Raw genomic sequence first — 18,884 nt, forward strand, 5'->3', positions numbered from 1 at the left:
CTTTTTTGGTGATCAATTTGGGGAAGACATCAGTGGCAGTTTCGCTTTGGCAACAATGTATCGGACGACTGCAAGATGAGCTATCAGCTCAGCAGTTCAGTATGTGGATTAGACCGTTACAAGCCGAAATGGATGGGGAAACATTAGTACTGTATGCACCTAACCGCTTTGTTTTGGACTGGGTGAGAGACAAATACATAAACCAGATTAATCAGTTTTTTATTGAGCAAATGGGGAATGATGCGCCGACTTTGCGTTTTGATATTGGCAGTAAGCCCGTCATTAAAGCGCCAGCTAATCCAGTATCCCCAGCACCAGTAGTTGCAAGTCCAACGGTAGCTAAACCAATGCCGTCTTTTGCTCCTAGCCATGATAAAGCACCAAATTCTAATTATCGAAGCAATATCAATCCGACTTATCAATTTGATAACTTTGTTGAAGGTAAGTCGAATCAGCTGGGCAAAGCTGCCGCTTTGCAAGTATCAGAAAACCCTGGTGGTGCCTATAACCCACTCTTTTTATACGGTGGCACAGGTTTAGGTAAAACCCATTTATTGCATGCAGTAGGTAACGGCATCATCAAAAACAAACCTGATGCTAAAGTCGTATACATGCATTCAGAGCGTTTTGTTCAAGATATGGTCAAAGCGCTGCAAAATAACGCTATTGAAGATTTTAAGCGCTATTACCGCAGTGTTGATGCGTTATTCATCGATGATATTCAGTTTTTTGCGAATAAAGATCGAAGCCAAGAAGAGTTTTTCCATACTTTTAATGCGTTATTAGAGGGAAATCATCAAGTCATCTTGACGTCGGATCGTTATCCAAAAGAAATCGACGGCGTAGAAGACCGCTTGAAATCTCGTTTTGGGTGGGGGCTTACTGTTGCTATTGAACCACCTGAATTAGAAACTCGCGTAGCGATTTTGATGAGAAAAGCAGAAGAGAGTGGTATTAATCTTCCTGATGAAGTGGCTTTCTTTATTGCTAAGCGTTTGCGTTCTAATGTTCGTGAACTTGAAGGGGCGTTGAATCGTGTGATTGCCAACGCAAACTTCACAGGCCGTCCAATAACGATTGATTTTGTTCGTGAAGCTTTGCGTGATTTATTGGCGCTGCAAGAAAAATTGGTGACCGTAGATAACATTCAAAAGACGGTAGCTGAATACTATAAAATCAAGATGGCTGATATGTTATCAAAACGCCGTTCTCGCAGTGTTGCCCGTCCAAGACAAGTCGCAATGGCGTTAGCTAAAGAACTCACTAACCAAAGTTTACCTGAAATTGGTGATGCTTTTGGTGGTCGTGATCATACTACGGTATTGCATGCTTGTAGAAAAATTGCGCAGTTGCGTGAAGAAAGTCATGACATTAAAGAAGATTATGCTAACTTAATTAGAACGTTATCTTCTTAATTTAAAAAGAAAACAAATAATAATAAAAGCTTCTACAAATCATCTCAGTGTCATCGTATCTGCTAACACTGGCATCAAGTGGCTTTTTTAAATAGAATCAAACTGAATATCGCAAGGTGTGATTCAGCCGTTTACTTTTTAAATAAAAACATCAGGGAGCTAGAAAGAATGAAATTTTCTATTGATAGGGATGCCCTATTAAAACCACTTCAATTAGTCTGTGGTGCAGTAGAAAAGAAAGCCAATATGCCTATTTTGGCTAACGTCCTGATGGAAGTGAGCAATAACTCACTTAAAATGACAGGTACAGATTTAGAAGTTGAATTGGTTGATCAGACGCCGGTTCAAGGTGATGTGATTGAAGGTCGCACTACTGTCCCATCTAAGAAATTTCTTGATATTGTAAAATCACTGCCCGATCAAACAGAACTATTTATTGAACAACAAGAAAATAAATTGTTGTTACGCTCTGGTCGTAGTCGCTTCTCTCTAGCGACATTACCCGCAGATGAATACCCAAATGTTGAAGCATTTGAAGGTAGTATTGAATTCAGTTGTAAGCAGGGAACATTACGTTCAATCATTGATGCAACACAGTTCTCAATGGCCAATCAAGATGTGCGCTATTATTTGAACGGTTTATTATTAGAAACGGATGGCAGCGTATTACGTGCTGTAGCGACAGATGGTCACCGTTTAGCATTAAGTCATCAAAATATCGAAGCTCAGTTGCCACAAAAGCAAGTCATTGTGCCACGCAAAGGTGTCATGGAAATGATGCGTCTGATGGACGCTGAAGATCAAGACGTCAGTGTTGTTATTGGTGAAAATGCGATTCGAATTACCACTGGCAGCTCAGTATTTACCAGTAAATTGGTTGATGGTCGTTTCCCTGAATACGACAGAGTATTGCCAAAAGGCGGCGATAAAATTGTATTGGCGAGCCGTAATCATTTAAAGCAAGCATTACTTAGAGCATCTATTTTATCGAATGAAAAATTCCGTGGCGTTCGCGTTCAGATTGAAACGAACACTATGAAGATCACAGCGAATAACCCTGAACAGGAAGAAGCGGAAGAGATCGTCGATATCGAATACGAAAATACCCCATTAGAAATTGGTTTTAACGTCAGTTATCTATTAGATGTACTTAACCATATCCGTGCTGATGACGTGCGTATTACCTTGATCGATAACAACTCTAGTGCGTTAATTGAAAACCACAAAGAAGAAGATTCTATGTACGTGGTCATGCCAATGCGCTTGTAGGTTCTGCCGTCGCTCCTGCGAAAGCGGGAGTCCAGTGTCTTTTTTGTTGTAGATATTAATAAGTAAAAGTCACTGGTTACCAGTTTTCTTGGTAAGACAAAATAGGTAATGAATATTCAATGAGCCTCGTTCAACTTCAGATCACTGATTTTCGCAATATTAAATCTGCCCGATTGCAACTGAGTCGTGGGCTGAATTTGATTTCTGGCTTTAATGGGAGTGGCAAAACCAGCATATTAGAAGCCATATATTTTTTAGGAATGGGACGTTCATTCCGCAGTCATTTAGTACAGCGGGTGATCAATAATGAATCTGAACAGCTGATTTTATTTGCAGAAATCGAGCAAGCTCAAGGTAATGCAAAGCTAGGGTTACGTCGTTTACGCAATGGCGAAATTGAAGTACGTTTGAATGGAGAAAAGCTCAAGCGTTTATCAGAGTTAGCAGAAACCTTACCAATACAAGTTATCACCCCTGAAAGTTTTTCATTACTGTTCGAAGGCCCAAAATCCAGGCGTCAATTTATCGATTGGGGAGCGTTTCATTCTGATCCTCAGTTTCATTCAGCTTGGTCGAATGTAAGACGAATTTTAAAGCAAAGAAATCAATTACTTAAAAATCAAGCCGATTATAAAACAATTGAGTATTGGGATCGGGATTTAGTGCGTTATACTGAGCAAGTTACTGAAATTCGAAATCAGTATGTTCACTCGTTAAATTCGCTTTTAACAGGTATAATTGAAACGTTTTTACCTCAGGTTGATGTCAAAGTCAGTTTTACTCGAGGATGGGACAGCAAAACTTCGTATGCTGGTGCATTAAAAAGTCAATATTCAAGAGACTTAAACAGCGGAAATACGGGAAGTGGTGCCCATAAAGCCGATTTACGATTACGGGTAGGCAATATGCCTGCACAGGATGCATTATCCCGTGGTCAATTAAAGTTATTGGTTTGTGCCTTACGTATTGCTCAGGGTCGTTTACTCAAAGAGCAAATTAATAAGAACAGCATTTATCTGGTGGATGATTTGCCATCAGAGTTAGATGCTCGGCACAGACAATTGTTGTTAACACAGTTAGCAGACACTGGCTCACAAATATTTGTGACTGCCATTGAGCCTGCTGCAATCGTTGATTCGTTACATTGCCCGCCAGACAGGATGTTTCATGTGGAACAGGGACATGTTGCGGTAACCGAATAATTGAGAGAATAATATGTCAGAGAATAGTTACGATTCTTCGAGTATTAAGGTATTAAAAGGCCTTGATGCAGTACGTAAAAGACCTGGGATGTACATTGGTGATACTGATGACGGCACAGGCTTGCACCACATGGTGTTCGAAGTAGTCGATAACTCTATCGATGAAGCGTTAGCCGGTCACTGTAACGACATTACTATTACCATTCATGCTGATGGCAGTGTAGGGGTAAAAGATGACGGCCGTGGTATTCCTGTTGCGATTCATCCAGAAGAGGGTGTTTCAGCCGCACAGGTTATTATGACCGTATTGCACGCTGGTGGTAAATTTGATGATAACTCTTATAAAGTATCAGGTGGTTTGCACGGTGTGGGCGTTTCGGTAGTTAACGCACTGTCTGAAAAACTTCAGTTGACGATTCGCCGTGACGGCAAAGTTCACGAGCAGTTTTATAATATGGGTGAGCCAGTAGAGCCGATTAAAATTGTTGGTGATACTGATAAGACGGGTACAGAAATTCGTTTTTGGCCGAGCAGTGAAACTTTTACAAACACATTATTTCACTTTGACATTCTTGCAAAACGTGTACGTGAACTTTCATTTTTGAATTCAGGTGTTGGCATTCGTTTAGTGGATGAACGTGATGGTAAAGATGAATTCTTCCGTTATGAAGGTGGTATTGGTGCATTTGTTGAGTATTTAAATACCAATAAAACACCGGTAAACAAAGATATTTTCCATTTTATTCAAGAACGTGAAGACGGTATTACCGTTGAAGTAGCGATGCAATGGAATGACGCTTACCAAGAAAACATTTTCTGTTTTACCAATAACATTCCACAACGCGATGGTGGTACTCACCTTGCAGGTTTCCGTAGTGCACTAACTCGTAACTTAAACAGTTACATGGATCGTGAAGGTTACAATAAGAAAAACAAAACCAGTGCGAGTGGTGATGATGCTCGTGAAGGCTTAACAGCTGTTATATCCGTTAAAGTGCCGGATCCAAAGTTCAGCTCACAAACCAAAGACAAATTGGTGTCGAGTGAAGTTAAAAGTGCGGTTGAACAAACCATGGGCGAACAGCTCAATGATTTCTTATTAGAAAATCCGAACGAAGCTAAGCTGATTGTTGGTAAAATCATCGACGCCGCTCGTGCTCGTGAAGCCGCACGAAAAGCGCGTGAAATGACGCGTCGTAAAGGGGCATTAGATTTAGGCGGCCTGCCGGGTAAGCTTGCAGATTGCCAAGAGAAAGATCCTGGTCTTTCTGAAATATACATAGTGGAGGGTGACTCTGCGGGCGGTAGTGCTAAGCAAGGCCGTAACCGTAAGAATCAAGCCATTCTGCCGCTTAAAGGTAAAATCCTTAACGTAGAAAAAGCGCGTTTTGATAAAATGCTGTCGTCACAAGAAGTTGCGACGCTTATTACTGCATTAGGTTGTGGTATTGGCCGTGATGAATACGACCCAGACAAAACACGCTATCACAACATCGTTATCATGACCGATGCCGACGTCGATGGCTCGCACATTCGTACTTTGTTGTTGACTTTCTTCTTCCGTCAAATGCCTGAATTGATCGAACGTGGCTTTATCTATATTGCACAGCCGCCACTGTATAAAGTGAAAAAAGGCAAACAAGAGCAATACATTAAAGACGAAGACGGATTAACTCAGTACCTAACAACGTTAGCATTAGACGGTACCAGTATTCATCCTACTCAGGGTGCGCCAGGCATGGGTGGAGAGCCACTTGAGCGCTTAGTGACTTCGTACCGTAGCTTTGAAGCAATTTTAAAACGTCTAGAGCAACGTTTCCCAATCACATTATCAGGCCGTTTACTTTATCAATCTAAAGTAACGAATGAAATGTTGGCTGATGAAGCTCAAATGACGTCTTGGATTAATGCTTTTGTTGCTGATTTATCTGAGCAAGGTGACGGTGGCAAAATTTATACTGGTTCAACAGTGTTAGATGCAGAGCGTCAGGTTTACTTACCGAATATTACGGTTCGTAAACATGGCATCGATACCAGTTATTTATTTGGCTTCGAATTCTTAATGTCTGCAGACTACAACACGATTGCAACGCTGGCGTCAGATCTTGAAGGTTTGATTGAAGAGGGCGGTTTTGTTAAACGTGGTGAGAAAGTTAAACAAGTTGATACTTTCGTTGAAGCATTAGATTGGTTAGTGACTGAAGCTAAACGTGGTCTTTATATCCAACGATACAAAGGATTGGGTGAGATGAACCCTGAGCAGCTTTGGGAAACAACAATGGATCCTGAAAGCCGTCGTATGTTGCAAGTCACGATTGAAGATGCGGTTGCAGCCGATCAATTATTCTCGACCTTAATGGGCGATCATGTTGAACCACGTCGTGAGTTTATTGAGTCAAATGCATTAAATGTGGCTAACTTAGACGTTTAATTCATTGTAAATATTCCATACCAATAAAAAAGCTAGCCTGACGTGCTAGCTTTTTTATTGAGCTAAAACTAATGAATTAATTGGTATTAATATTTCCATTCTGTCTTTGTTTTAAGAAGATCTCTAGAACTTCCAGAAAGCTTAAGATCATTTTTAACTCCAAGCAGCTTTGTATCTTCCAATTTATTTTGCCAATGTGTTTTAGCTTTTTTTTCTACAGCCGTTCCTGTTTTTTCTGCAATAGTTTGAGCTTGTAGAAATTGATTTAAATTTCTAGCAAGATCTATGTAACCAACTAACGATAAAAACTCAATTAATCTAGTTAGGCGCTTACGGTTATGATTAACAGGGTTATTTTTCCATTTTTGTCTTTGTTCACTGGCTGAAAAGTTAACTATGCTATCTGGAAGATCTTGCACATCATTTTCTACTCTTTCTAACCCTAAAAATAACAATAATTCATCTATATTTTTTTGAATGCTTTGTTGTATATCAGGAGAAAACTGAACTTCCATGGCCATTGTTTCAGTAACTTTAGGGTTTTTAGTTGTAAATGCACTCGTTTTATTTGCAGGGAATAAGTATTGAATGAAGTCATGTTGATGCTCTAACTTCTGCACGCTAAAGTTTCTTATTTTTCTAAGTTTTTTCGAGCAACCTGGCATATGTGAAGTATCATCAACCATAAACTCAGCCCATCTGCGGGTCAAGTTTAGTTCTTTGGAAAATGAGCGTGACTCCGGTGGTTTAATATAATATACCGATGGTCTTTTTATTGGATGTGAAAATTTAGTTTTTACTACTAATGGCGTGTGTTCATTCTGGCCTTCTCTATTCGTTGTTGGTGTTTGTTGTGAGCTCCATCCATTAAATTTTACAAGCTCTATATCACTACCTGGGCCATTAATAGTAAGCGAATAAGTAAATGTATCTTGATTTTTATCCCATTTTAATTTTAGATTATCTTTGAAGCTAGCGCCTATGGTGGATTTTAATCGTTCGTAGTGATAATGGGCTTCTTGAGCTGTTTTAGAATGTGACAGGTTATACATTGCCCTAGAAGCTGCAGCTTTATCAACACTTCTGCACCAATTCAAAAATCTTGAAGTTTTTGATGTTTGATTTTTTAAAGCTCTAGATGAAACGGTATCATCTTTACTTATTAGTTCGTTAATTTCATCGAGAAAAAACCCGTGATTATTTTCTGTACAATAATAATCAGATAAAGTTCTTCCCGTACCATAAGCTAAAGGAAGGGATATTGTAGGGCGTTCAGCATCCATAATATATTCTTAAAAATAATTATAATTTGATTGTAAATCTAAATAAAAAACTATTGCGTTAAACTTTGTTAATAAGCTATATGCTGAAATCAATACCTACTGTTTTGCTATTTAAACCTATTTTGTAGGGATTAATAGTCAGAAGATGTTTGAGTTATGAGTAAAAATAGAAGGGTAGATATTTCTGGTTGGTAATGAAGGTATAGATTTTATTAATTACTGAAGTAATGTGGCTCATTAATAAGCCACATTACGCAATATTAATTTACTGCAACAACGAGATATCAGCTACGTGTAAGAACTGCTGACGAAGACGATTTAATAGTGCAAGACGATTGGCTTTCAGCGCTTCATCATCCGCCATCACCATTACATCTTCAAAGAACTGATCAACGGTATTACGTAAACCTGCCAATAAGTTCAACGCTTGTGCATAATCACCTGCAGCAAACAGTGGCGCCAGTTGTGGTTCAAGTGCTGCTAATTGCTCAGCTAAAGCTTTTTCTGCTGATTCTTGAAGCAGTGTACTGTTAATGTCTGCATTCACTGCTCCTTCAACTTTAGCCAGGATATTAGAAACGCGTTTGTTGGCAGCAGCTAAAGTTGCTGCTTCTTCACGGTTTCTAAATGCTGTAACCGCTGTAATACGGTCATCAAAATCAGCCGGACGAGTTGGTGTGCGTGCAAGTACCGCCAAAATGGTATCAACAGCTACGCCTTTATCTTGATACCAGCTGCGGAATCGACCCATTAAGAACTGCAACACATCGTCAGCGGTGTTGTCATTACTGACACTCTCACCATGCAATTGTTGTGCTTTCGCAATTAAATCAACCAAATCTAACGGCAGTTTGTTTTCAACGATAATACGTAAAATACCAATGGCAGCACGACGAAGTGCAAATGGATCCGCAGCACCTTTTGGTGCTTGACCAATACCAAAAATACCTACTAAAGTATCGAACTTCTCCGCTAATGCTACAGCGCACGATACGTGAGACTCCGGCACTCTATCGCCCGAGAACTTAGGTAAATATTGTTCAGAAATCGCAACGGCAACACTTTCTGTTTCACCATCAAGACGGGCATAGTGCATACCCATGGTGCCTTGAGTATCGGTAAATTCCATCACCATTTCGGTCATCAAATCAGCTTTTGAAAGTAAACCTGCACGCGCTGCATCTTTAGCGTCAGCGTTTAAGCTTTCAGCAATGTAAGCGGCCATGTCGCTAATGCGATTCACTCGGTCTTTCAATGTACCCAGTTGCTTTTGGAAAACCACGCTTTCTAAACTTTCTAAACGTGCTTCTAAGGTTTTCTTCTTATCGGTATTAAAGAAGAACTCCGCATCTGCAAGGCGAGGGCGAATCACTTTTTCATTACCAGAAATGATTTGCTGTGGATCTTTAGACTCAATGTTTGTCACAAAGATAAAGTTAGGTAATAACTCACCTTGTTGATCAAATACTGGAAAGTATTTTTGATCGCCTTTCATGGTGTAAACCAAGGCTTCTGATGGCACGTTTAAAAAATCATTTTCAAACTTAGCCGTCAATACCACTGGCCATTCAACTAATGAAGCGACTTCTTCAAGCAGTTCGTCTTTTAAATCAGCAATACCATTCAGTTCTGCAGCCGCTTTTTCTGCATCGGTTTTAATGATGGCTTTACGACGTTCGAAGTCGGCCATGACTTTACCAACGCTTTCAAGCTGAGTCAGGTAATCATCCGCATGTTGTAATTCAAACTCGCTTTGCCCCATAAAACGGTGACCACGAATAATGCGTGCAGATTGAATGCCTAATACCGTACCTTCAATCAGCTCACTGCCTAATAACATGGTGACGGTATGCACAGGGCGAATAAACTGAGTGGTGTTGCTGCCCCAACGCATAGGTTTTGGGATTGGTAATTTATCGAGCGCCTTTTGGGTTATGTCTGCAATTAAAGTGCTGGTGGCTTTACCTTCAACTTTCGCTTTGTGTAATAGCCATTCGCCTTTATCGGTTTTTAAACGCTCGGCATCATTAACATCAATACCGTTACCACGAGCCCAACCTAGTGCAGCTTTTGTTGGGTTACCGTCTGCGTCAAATGCACCAGCAATGGCAGGGCCACGTTTCTCAACAATTTTGTCTTGTTGTGCTGTTGCGACATGTTGAATACTTAATGCTAAACGGCGAGGTGCGGCGTACCACTTGGCCTGCGCAAAAGACAATTCAGCTTTAGTCAATGCATCCGTTACATTGGCTAAAAACGATTCCGCTAACGTACGTAATGCTTTTGGCGGTAATTCTTCAGTACCAATTTCAATAAGTAAGTTTTCAGTTGTCATGTGTAATTCTCCTTACTTATCTGTTTTGTCATTCGATGCAGCATTTACCGTGTCACACATTGGGAATCCCAATGCTTCACGTGCAGCATAATACGCTTCGGCTACACCTTTAGACATAGTACGAACACGCAGAATGTAGCGTTGTCTTTCGGTTACCGAAATGGCGTGGCGAGCATCCAATAAGTTAAATGCATGAGAGGCTTTCATCACTTGCTCATAAGCTGGCAATGGTAATGGTTTTTCTAAGCCCAATAACTTTTGGCACATGGCTTCACATTTATCGAACGTTTCAAATAAGAAGTCCACATCAGCGTGATCAAAGTTGTATTCAGATTGCTCAACCTCGTTCTGGTGGAACACATCGCCGTAAGTGATTTTGCCCATAGGACCGTCGGTCCAAACAAGATCATAGACGCTATCTACACCTTGTATATACATGGCTAGACGTTCTAGTCCGTAAGTGATTTCACCTGTGACTGGCTTGCATTCTAGGCCACCCACTTGTTGGAAATAAGTAAACTGGCTGACTTCCATACCGTTCATCCAGATTTCCCAACCTAGACCCCAAGCACCTAATGTTGGTGATTCCCAGTTGTCTTCAACAAAGCGAATATCATGAACTTCTGGGTCAACACCTAAGGCTTTTAATGAACCTAAATACAGCTCTTGGATATTATCTGGTGATGGCTTTAGTACCACTTGGAATTGATAATAATGTTGCAGGCGGTTTGGGTTTTCACCATAACGACCATCAGTTGGACGGCGCGATGGTTGCACATAAGCGCTGCTCATTGGTTCTGGACCAATGGAACGTAAAAAGGTCATCGGATGGAAGGTGCCGGCGCCCACTTCCATATCGAGAGGTTGGATAACAGCGCAACCTTGCTGCGCCCAATATTCCTGTAGAGTTAAAATAAAACCCTGGAAAGTCTTTATGTCGTGTTTGCTGGTCATACCGTCTGCTACTTCAGGTGTTGAACGTTAATAGGGAATCTGTAAACCTTGTTTGTCATTTCTACGTAGGCAGAAATCTCGCGACTTTTTGTATAAAGTGAAAAGACACTGGACACCTACCTTTGTAGGTGTGACGGTAAAGCTTAATCGTGCTGGTTTTATCTCGATGATATTACTCAGAACAATGATTTTTACAGATAATTGAAAATGATTATACCTTGTCATTACAGGCTTATGTAGGTTATTTTCTAGCTTTTGTAGGCGCTTATACGGAAATTTGATATGGAACTAAAACGATGTGGCTGGGTGAGTGATGACCCTTTATATCAGGAATATCACGACAACGTGTGGGGTCGACCCGTGCATGATCCCCTCGAGTTATTTGCCAAGCTGTGTTTGGATGGACAACAAGCGGGACTTTCTTGGATAACGATTTTAAAAAAACAACAGAATTACTATGCTGCTTTTGCTGATTTTATCCCAACTGAAATTGCAAAATTTGATGACGCCAAAGTGGAATTGCTGCTGCAAAACACGGGCATTGTGCGTAATCGTTTAAAAGTGAACTCCATCATTCGTAATGCTAAAGCTTATAATCGTTTTGTAGACCAGGGGAATGATTTTAGCGAGTTCTTATGGGGCTTTGTTAGTGGCAAACCGATCATCAATAATGTTGAGTCACCAGCGGATTTACCTGCGCAAACCACAGAGTCTGAGGCCATGTCTAAAGCGCTTAAGAAGTTAGGCTTTAACTTTGTTGGGCCAACGATTTGTTATGCGTTTATGCAAGCGGTAGGGATGGTGGATGACCATTTGATGAGTTGTCATTGTCGGACTGGTGTTAGCAACTAACGTTGGTTTTAAAAGCAATACTTCTTCGAAGTTTATAACGTCGTGGGCTTTCTGCCCACACCCGACCAAGAAAGGAGTCTACAGCAACTCCTCTCTTGGAACTCTCTTGCATCCTATAAGCTTATAAAGCAAAAGGGTATTTTTCTTATGAGTATTACTTAAGAGAATAGTGCTTTTATAATGATATAGATATCGTTCACTTGATTTAGTCACACTTCAATAAAACATAAATATCGTAATGTAATTATTTAAGCCGCCATGCTTAGATATTAATTTCTTTCACTCGTAAACTATTAAGATATTCAGACATATTGTTAAATGATTTATTTATCTCTGTTTCGCACTCTGTATGTGGGTTCATATCTATCCTACATTGGTTTTCTATAAAATAGTTTACGAGCTCAATATACCTTGTCGAGACATAAACATTATGAGAGTTTAAGTCAGTTAAATGCTTATTTTCATTAACCTCAAGAAAGGCACTATTTCTCTGGGTTTGCGACTGCAGTTTATAAATTGTTTTATTAAATATTTCCAGTGATTCATAATATTTCTCAGCAAATTCATGCCAGCCTGGATCTTCACTGTTATAGGATTCAATCAGCCATTTTCCTTTAACTGATAATTTGAGTCGTTCAAATTGTTCTTTACAGTCAAATAAAGAGTGCTCCATTGCAACAATAGATTTATACCTCTCAATTGAGATATGCTGCACCTTCCATATAGTTAGTGCTTTATAGCCAATATAAAGCGTAATAACTCCAAACAGAAGTTGTATAGAATCTTTAAATAATTCCCATCTTAAGATGTTAGGGTCATTAGTTTTAACACCAATCCAAAAAGAAATAGTTATGAGTAAAATTGGTAGTAAAGGCTTTATAAATATCTTCTTCAATATACTGATCACATTGTTTTTGTTTGCCTTTATTATACAAAAAAGGATGTTTCACGTGAAACATCCTTTCAATTTTAAACACCATAAAAACCTAAAACTTATTTCTCAAAGTAGAAAGGTTTACGTTTGGTTTTATCACCATTTAACTGGTTCATGGTTTCAGCGTCGAACAGTTTGCCATTAACCATAGTGTGTGAGATTTTGTCAGTGACACGAATGTCTTCTAGCGGGTTGCCATCAATCACGATTAAGTCCGCCAGTTTACCGGCCTTGATGCTACCGATTTGATGATCCATCGCAAAGGTTTTCGCTGGGTTAATGGTAGCGGTTTTAAGAGCTTCAAGGTTAGTCATGCCACCTTGAGCAAACATCCACATTTCCCAATGTGCGCCTAAACCTTCACGCTGACCATGAGCGCCAATGTTGGCAACGATGCCTTCGTCATTCAGCTCTTTTGCTACTTTAGCCACATTGAAGTGGTTATAGTGTGCATCAGGCGCTTTAGTACGACGCATTGAGCGAGGGTTCAAAATTTCACTTGGCACGTATTGAGACAGGCGAGGGTGTTCCCAAACATTGGTTTTATCGTACCAATAATGCTCACCTGAAATACCACCGTAAGCAACTACTAACGTCGGTGTGTAAGCCGTTTTGGATGCTTTCCAGAATTGTTTTACGTCATTATAAATAGATGCTACTGGCAATGAATGTTCAAGAGTCGTATGGCCATCAACCACCATAGATAGGTTATGTTGTAATAATGAACCACCTTCAGGTACAACCATCATTTCAAGTTCACGTGCGGCTGCAATCACTTGTTGACGTTGGTTACGACGAGGTTGGTTATAACTCTTAACAGAAAATGCACCGACTTTCTTTAGACGCTCTAAGTGAAACTTCGCATCTTCAAGTGAATCAACGTGAGAGGTATAACCCGGAGCGTTTGCACCATAAAGAATGGTACCGGTTGAGAAAATACGTGGACCAACAATCTTACCGGCTTTTTGCTGCTCACTGGCCGCAAAAATCTCGGTAGTATCATTTGATGGATCATGAATGCTGGTGACACCTAGTGCTAACCCTGCGTACAAATTCCAGTTTTGTTGTGGAATGATTTCATCTTCACCTTGGCTACCATGAGCATGTGCATCGAAAATCCCAGGCATGATTGACTTACCTTTGATGTCGATAATTTGTGCATCTTTCGGCAGTTCAGTATTCGCATCACCTACCATTACGATATGGTTATCTTTTACAACTACAACACCATTTGGAATGACCTTGTCGCCTTCCATGGTGATCACTTGGCCGCCAACAAATGCCACTGTTCCACGTGGAACATCAGCTTTTTTGGTAAAGCCAATGTCCGTTATCGTAGGTTTCGATTCTTCAACATCATGGTAATCCGTATCGACTTTCGCTTGATACAGTTCAGGACCAAGTGTCCAATAAAGCTCATTGCCTTTTGCATTCCAACTGATGCTTTCCCCTGCACGCGTGCTTAATTTGGTGACAGGTAAGTTAGATGCGCTTGGGCTGATTCGAATGGTTTCACCATGCTTAGCAAACGGCGTCACAAAAACTTTAAAGCGTTCTGCGAAGGCGAGGTTGTTTCCATCTGGCGATACACGGAATTCAGTAGCATGCTCACTGGTGTAGTGGGTACGTTTGTCATGCCCATTTAAACTGATGGAGGCTAATTCAGGTGTTTTGCCAAAATCCATAAAATAGACTCGGTCACCGTTGGCACCAAATTGTGGTTGGTAACCACTTGCTGTTATTTTTTGTGTTTTCTTACCTTTGGTGTCGACTTTATATAAACCAGGTTCTTGTGACCAAGTTTTAGGTGTGATGTAACCGCCACGCGCTTTACGATAAACTACCGTCTTACCATCAGGTGAAAAGGTGGGTTCGACGTATTTTCCCGGTTCACTGGTCAATACTTTTGGCTTGCCACCTTTCGCTGAAATGATACGAACACTGCCTTGTTTGTCATCATTCCAAGTGGTGAATACTATGCGTTTGCCATCACGTGACCATTGTGGGAAGAGTTCTGAGATATTATCGTTGAGACGAGTCAGGCGCTTTTGTTTACCTGATTTGATGTCTTTAACGTACAGTTTTCCGAGCGCTTCAAACACAACCTTTTTACCATTCGGTGATACTTGCGCCATACGCAGCATTTTTACATCAAAGGTATCTTTGTCTAGGTTTTGCTTAAACTTTACCGCTGGCTGAATTTGACGTTGTGTTTTGACACTGAATGGAATGTTGGCAACTTTCTTATCTTCAACGTTTAAGCGGTTAATTTTACCACCGGCCCAAAAAACGATGTCTTCACTGTCTGGTGTCCATGCCATGGTTGGATAAACACCATGAATCGCCCACGTTTCCTGCATGTCACGATCAAGCTTGTCATAAACTTTAGTTTTCTGGCCTGATTTTAAGTTCAATACATATAAAGAAGACTGGAAGCCATCACGTTTAATGTAAGCCAGTTTATTACCATCAGGACTTGGTGTTGGGCGAATTGCACCACCCGTGCCTGAAATCATAACTTCGATATCACCAGTTTGGGTGTCATAGCGCTTGATTTTGTAAATGCCTTTTACAGAATCTTTTGAATAGTGGAAGGTTTTTCCTGGTGTGGCATCTTGGCTGAAATAGACATAACGACCGTCTGGAGAGTAGGCTGGCTCACCGAGATCTTTTTGTTCGTTAGGACGTTTGGTTAGCTTAACGCCTTTGCCACCTGCAACGTGATATAGCCAAACTTCACCCGCACCTAACGAGCGACTACCGGTAAAGTGTTTACGGGCGACTAAATATTGTGAATCAGGACTCCATGCAGGGCTGTTGAGTAGACGAAATGTTTCATCAGTCACTGGACGTGGGTTGCTACCATCGGCATCCATGATCCAAATGTTATCGCCGCCATCTTGATCTGAGGTAAAGGCAATGTACTTTCCATCAGGGCTGTACACAGGTTGCATTTGCCATGCGATTCCAGATGCCAATGGCTTTGCTTCACCACCTTCAGCAGGCATTTGGTAAATATCACCTAATAAATCAAATACAATGTTTTTACCATCAGGGCTTAAGGATACGTTCATCCATGTACCTTGGTTTACATTGATGTCTACCGTTTGTAATGGTTGATTTGCTGGCTCATTAACAGACCACTTTTTATCGTCATCTTTGGCATGGGCAGCATTAAGACTTAAGCTTAATGCGACAGCCGCATAAATTGGGCTCAATTTGGATTTCATTAGGAATTCCCATTCTCGTTATTATTGGTTGTTAACCTAAATTAAGGTTAAGAGTGCGCATAAAAATCAGTGTGATATTTATCGCATAAATGCCGTTAACAAGAAAGGGGGTAACTGTATAAACCTAAAAGCATCAGTTGTACGCTTTAGCTAACAAGCCATAAGCTGGCTTTTACTTAATGATTTGAACTGCTCTACTTCCACAAACTTGCTAAAATGACTGCTGACTGCGTTGTAACTTTTGCAAGTAGATGGGCTACTTGCTGCAAGCTACGCCTTGCCATCAGCAATTTTTTCTACGTTTGAGGACGTAGCCAACTGATGTTTTTAGGATAAGGTGAATATTGTAGGTTGTTGTGGAAAGCTAATAGGGACTGGAATTATATCTCCAGCCCTTTTTTGATCAGATAGTGATATGGAGTGCCATCAATTTCACTTGCGATTAAGGTGTGATCCATAAATTCACAAAAACTTGGAATATCACGAGTGGTAGCCGGGTCATCAGCAATGATCAGTAAGGTCTCACCATCAGCCATATGACGAACTTTTTTGCGCACCATCATTACAGGTTCTGGACAACGTAAACCTAACGCATCGAGTTGGTGGTTTGCTAGTTCAAAAAGATCGCTCATAGAAATATCGTATTTACTACATAGATGAATAAGTTGGCTATTTTACTATCAGAATCATTGAAAACCAAGTTGGTGAAACAATAGTCAGACTATGATCAATGTTTCACGTGGGACAACACTAATTTATTTTTCTCAAAATATAGACTAGCCCACTTAAACTCCGTTCCCTAACATGTTGCGCTAGAGTTAAACTTTTAGACTCTAATATTTTCGTTAAATTATAAACTTCTCTATCATCACAATAGGTAACATCACCATTGTCTTCAAAGCGCAGTGCGACATAATGGCCTGATGTTTGGTTCAATCCTATATGGCAAGAAATGGCTTCGATTTGATATTTACAATAACGTTTTTCACTACTGTTATCGTTTACCGATAAATTTACTGTCCTAGCTTTCGTTTCTAGTTGATTTGCGAGTACAGCAGCGCCTAAATCTACTTGTCCATCATCACGTGTGTTTCTATTCTCTTTTTGTTCTTCCAGCCATTGCAATCTAGATTTCCGTTGTGCCTCAATTGCATCAATAATTTCAAATTCATTTCTTTGTGCATAAAGAAGTGCTTCTGAGTATTTTTGTTGTTCTTCATTTGAGGCTGAAACTTCTTTAGGTGACTTAGAGGATGTATTTGATGGGGTTTCAGCCCTTTCTAAGTTGCGCTCTTTTTCTTCTGCATCTTCATTAGGTTGATTAACAGAGCCAGTAAAAGTTTCATTGCAAGGAGGTGTAGAAATTACTGATGTATCTGCTTGAGATGGATGAGGTGTCACAGGGGCTTCTATATGACACATTTCATCTGTGTCAGAAATGATTTCAAGTTCCTCTTTTTCTAGACAGAATTGCTCAGGATCCTCAGTAGCAAACCTTAATTTGATTCCACTGCTATTAGATAGTTTTAGGCATAAGTGCACCGTATCTGGGAAAGTTGACCTTTCTAACGTTAACCCATCTTCACGAGTTCCTTTAACCGCAATTTGTAATTTTTCATCAGGAAAGCCAGTAGGAAGAGTATCTAATGTTGATTCAGCAAACTTAAATTTTTCAAAATAAGTTTCTAACAAACAAAGCTTGGGCTCAATAATTGGAATAGTAAAGCAGTTACTCGCTGGGTCATTAGAGGCAATCTCTCTTCCATCAAGTACTGAATCTTGATCATCATAGATTTTTAAAAATGATGTGGGTTTTATCGAGGGAGAGTGATTTTGTAATGTCAGTAATTGGCAAACATTGATGATCAACTCACTACTGTCTGCCATCGGTATGTTCGATAATAGTATCGTCGAAGAATCACCTGAATTTAAAATGGCTTGGGATGATTTCAATCCGAGTGTTTTTGAAAGTTGTATATATGTCATTAAAGCGTTTATTACCAACCCTATGGGCGGGTGAGTGACTAAGGCGTTATTGTCATTCTCATGTCGTTTATTAAGTTCAGCGCAAAGGCTAAAAAAAGCACTCCTAAAAGACACAAAACAACTGATCTCCTTACTACAATCTAAAGTCTTAGTACCTACCGTTATTGGATGACATACTAATTCTTCATCAGGCAGTTGGGCGTGCTTTATCGCAGCATCAAAAATAGTCTTATATCGTTCAAAAGGATTTTTAAATTGCGAGCTTTTATCAGTTATTGGAGGAAGCTTTGTTTGAATTATTTGTAGCAAGATTTCTTGATTAGAATTTACTCGATATTCGTCGTTAAATTCAAAGTTACGTAACTCAAATGCTAACACTTGCAGTCCAGAATTAATAAAACAAGTAGCGCCAAAATTTGGTAGACCTGAGCTGACTTGAGGTAATGTATGTTTACGAATACGTGGCTCTATTTTCGGATGAAACATAACGTCACTATTGATAGGTGATGAATATGATTGCCAAAATTTAGTCCACTTACTTGCCAAAGGCCCACGAATGGGCATAGCTTGATAAAGCGATTCGCCATGCAATATTGAACCACCTAGTAATTGGCAAGGAAGAACCCAATGAATTGTGTTTGATTTCCCTCTAAAAGATACAGAAATTTTAGCTGGTTTATTCTCAAGAATTTTAATTTCTAACGTTATCTGAGCTTCTGTATGCAGATGGTTGCTGAGTTCTTGAATGAGCTTCTGAATTTGATCGTAGTCATTAGCGTTTATCAGAAGAGTAGCAATCTGAAAAACATGATTAATTGAATGTCGATAGCAATGGTGAAGTATCTCAGGCCAAATCTGATAAACAAAAGTTTCTGTGGCCTTTTGCAGTTGTGGATTTTTATAATGATCAACGAGTAGCTCTTTAGGCTGAACTGAAGTGATATCTGCTGTTGCCATAATGTCTATTCGAAATTCATTGTCTTATAATTTTAG

The 18,884-nt window shown here is 40.0% G+C and carries 12 protein-coding genes; 5 read left to right on the plus strand and 7 right to left on the minus strand.

From position 1 onward, the window contains the following. The first annotated feature begins 32 nt into the window (after positions 1–32). The 4 genes from dnaA to gyrB all read left to right on the plus strand — a co-directional run bounded on the left by dnaA (position 33) and on the right by gyrB (position 6,317). Positions 33–1,415 (plus strand): chromosomal replication initiator protein DnaA, encoded by a 1,383-nt coding sequence (gene dnaA / locus AC1EU2_RS16935; RefSeq protein WP_480299444.1) that lies wholly within the window; start codon positions 33–35, stop codon positions 1,413–1,415. A 168-nt stretch (positions 1,416–1,583) separates the two neighbouring features. Continuing rightward, positions 1,584–2,684 carry a DNA polymerase III subunit beta gene (gene dnaN, locus AC1EU2_RS16940; RefSeq protein WP_205001080.1) on the plus strand — a complete coding sequence of 367 codons (1,101 nt, stop codon included), beginning with the start codon at positions 1,584–1,586 and terminating at the stop codon, positions 2,682–2,684. Between the two features lie 119 nt (positions 2,685–2,803). Further along, a complete protein-coding gene (gene recF, locus AC1EU2_RS16945) occupies positions 2,804–3,886 on the plus strand; it encodes a DNA replication/repair protein RecF (protein WP_480299445.1) in 1,083 nt (360 codons plus the stop codon). 13 nt (positions 3,887–3,899) lie between these two features. Beyond that, positions 3,900–6,317, plus strand: a complete 2,418-nt coding sequence (gyrB, locus tag AC1EU2_RS16950; RefSeq protein WP_480299447.1) for a DNA topoisomerase (ATP-hydrolyzing) subunit B — start codon at positions 3,900–3,902, stop codon at positions 6,315–6,317. 86 nt (positions 6,318–6,403) lie between these two features. Here the strand turns inward: gyrB and AC1EU2_RS16955 are convergent, their stop codons facing one another. From AC1EU2_RS16955 to glyQ, 3 genes are all read right to left on the minus strand, one after another. Beyond that, positions 6,404–7,600 carry an opioid growth factor receptor-related protein gene (locus tag AC1EU2_RS16955; RefSeq protein ID WP_480299448.1) on the minus strand — a complete coding sequence of 399 codons (1,197 nt, stop codon included), beginning with the start codon at positions 7,598–7,600 and terminating at the stop codon, positions 6,404–6,406. Positions 7,601–7,865: 265 nt separating this feature from the next. Beyond that, the gene (gene glyS / locus AC1EU2_RS16960) at positions 7,866–9,935 is read right to left on the minus strand and encodes a glycine--tRNA ligase subunit beta (RefSeq protein WP_480299449.1); all 2,070 of its coding nucleotides are present in this window, start codon (positions 9,933–9,935) and stop codon (positions 7,866–7,868) included. A 12-nt stretch (positions 9,936–9,947) separates the two neighbouring features. Next, entirely contained in the window at positions 9,948–10,889 is a 942-nt protein-coding gene (glyQ, locus tag AC1EU2_RS16965) for a glycine--tRNA ligase subunit alpha (protein WP_480299450.1), read from the minus strand. A 282-nt stretch (positions 10,890–11,171) separates the two neighbouring features. Between glyQ and AC1EU2_RS16970 the strand changes: the two genes are divergently transcribed. Then, positions 11,172–11,741, plus strand: coding sequence for a DNA-3-methyladenine glycosylase I (locus tag AC1EU2_RS16970; RefSeq protein WP_480299451.1), 570 nt, complete (start codon positions 11,172–11,174; stop codon positions 11,739–11,741). A gap of 262 nt (positions 11,742–12,003) precedes the next feature. Here the strand turns inward: AC1EU2_RS16970 and AC1EU2_RS16975 are convergent, their stop codons facing one another. The 4 genes from AC1EU2_RS16975 to AC1EU2_RS16990 all read right to left on the minus strand — a co-directional run bounded on the left by AC1EU2_RS16975 (position 12,004) and on the right by AC1EU2_RS16990 (position 18,848). After that, on the minus strand, positions 12,004–12,648 hold the full coding sequence (locus tag AC1EU2_RS16975; RefSeq protein WP_480299452.1) for a hypothetical protein: 645 nt from the start codon (positions 12,646–12,648) through the stop codon (positions 12,004–12,006). A gap of 86 nt (positions 12,649–12,734) precedes the next feature. Beyond that, positions 12,735–15,905 carry an amidohydrolase family protein gene (locus tag AC1EU2_RS16980; RefSeq protein WP_480299454.1) on the minus strand — a complete coding sequence of 1,057 codons (3,171 nt, stop codon included), beginning with the start codon at positions 15,903–15,905 and terminating at the stop codon, positions 12,735–12,737. A gap of 380 nt (positions 15,906–16,285) precedes the next feature. After that, complete coding sequence (gene tusA / locus AC1EU2_RS16985; protein WP_480299455.1) at positions 16,286–16,537, minus strand: sulfurtransferase TusA; 252 nt, start codon at positions 16,535–16,537, stop codon at positions 16,286–16,288. A gap of 118 nt (positions 16,538–16,655) precedes the next feature. After that, entirely contained in the window at positions 16,656–18,848 is a 2,193-nt protein-coding gene (locus AC1EU2_RS16990; RefSeq protein WP_480299456.1) for a hypothetical protein, read from the minus strand. Positions 18,849–18,884 lie beyond the last annotated feature (36 nt).

Source organism: Parashewanella sp. 2304DJ23-3, from assembly GCF_056591695.1.

Coding starts and splice junctions, on each gene's coding strand:
- dnaN (WP_205001080.1), top strand. CDS start 1,584: ATGAAATTTTCTATTGATAGGGATGCCCTATTAAAACCACTTCAATTA.
- recF (WP_480299445.1), top strand. CDS start 2,804: ATGAGCCTCGTTCAACTTCAGATCACTGATTTTCGCAATATTAAATCT.
- gyrB (WP_480299447.1), top strand. CDS start 3,900: ATGTCAGAGAATAGTTACGATTCTTCGAGTATTAAGGTATTAAAAGGC.
- AC1EU2_RS16955 (WP_480299448.1), bottom strand. CDS start 7,600: ATGGATGCTGAACGCCCTACAATATCCCTTCCTTTAGCTTATGGTACG.
- glyS (WP_480299449.1), bottom strand. CDS start 9,935: ATGACAACTGAAAACTTACTTATTGAAATTGGTACTGAAGAATTACCG.
- glyQ (WP_480299450.1), bottom strand. CDS start 10,889: ATGACCAGCAAACACGACATAAAGACTTTCCAGGGTTTTATTTTAACT.
- AC1EU2_RS16970 (WP_480299451.1), top strand. CDS start 11,172: ATGGAACTAAAACGATGTGGCTGGGTGAGTGATGACCCTTTATATCAG.
- AC1EU2_RS16980 (WP_480299454.1), bottom strand. CDS start 15,905: ATGAAATCCAAATTGAGCCCAATTTATGCGGCTGTCGCATTAAGCTTA.
- tusA (WP_480299455.1), bottom strand. CDS start 16,537: ATGAGCGATCTTTTTGAACTAGCAAACCACCAACTCGATGCGTTAGGT.
- AC1EU2_RS16990 (WP_480299456.1), bottom strand. CDS start 18,848: ATGGCAACAGCAGATATCACTTCAGTTCAGCCTAAAGAGCTACTCGTT.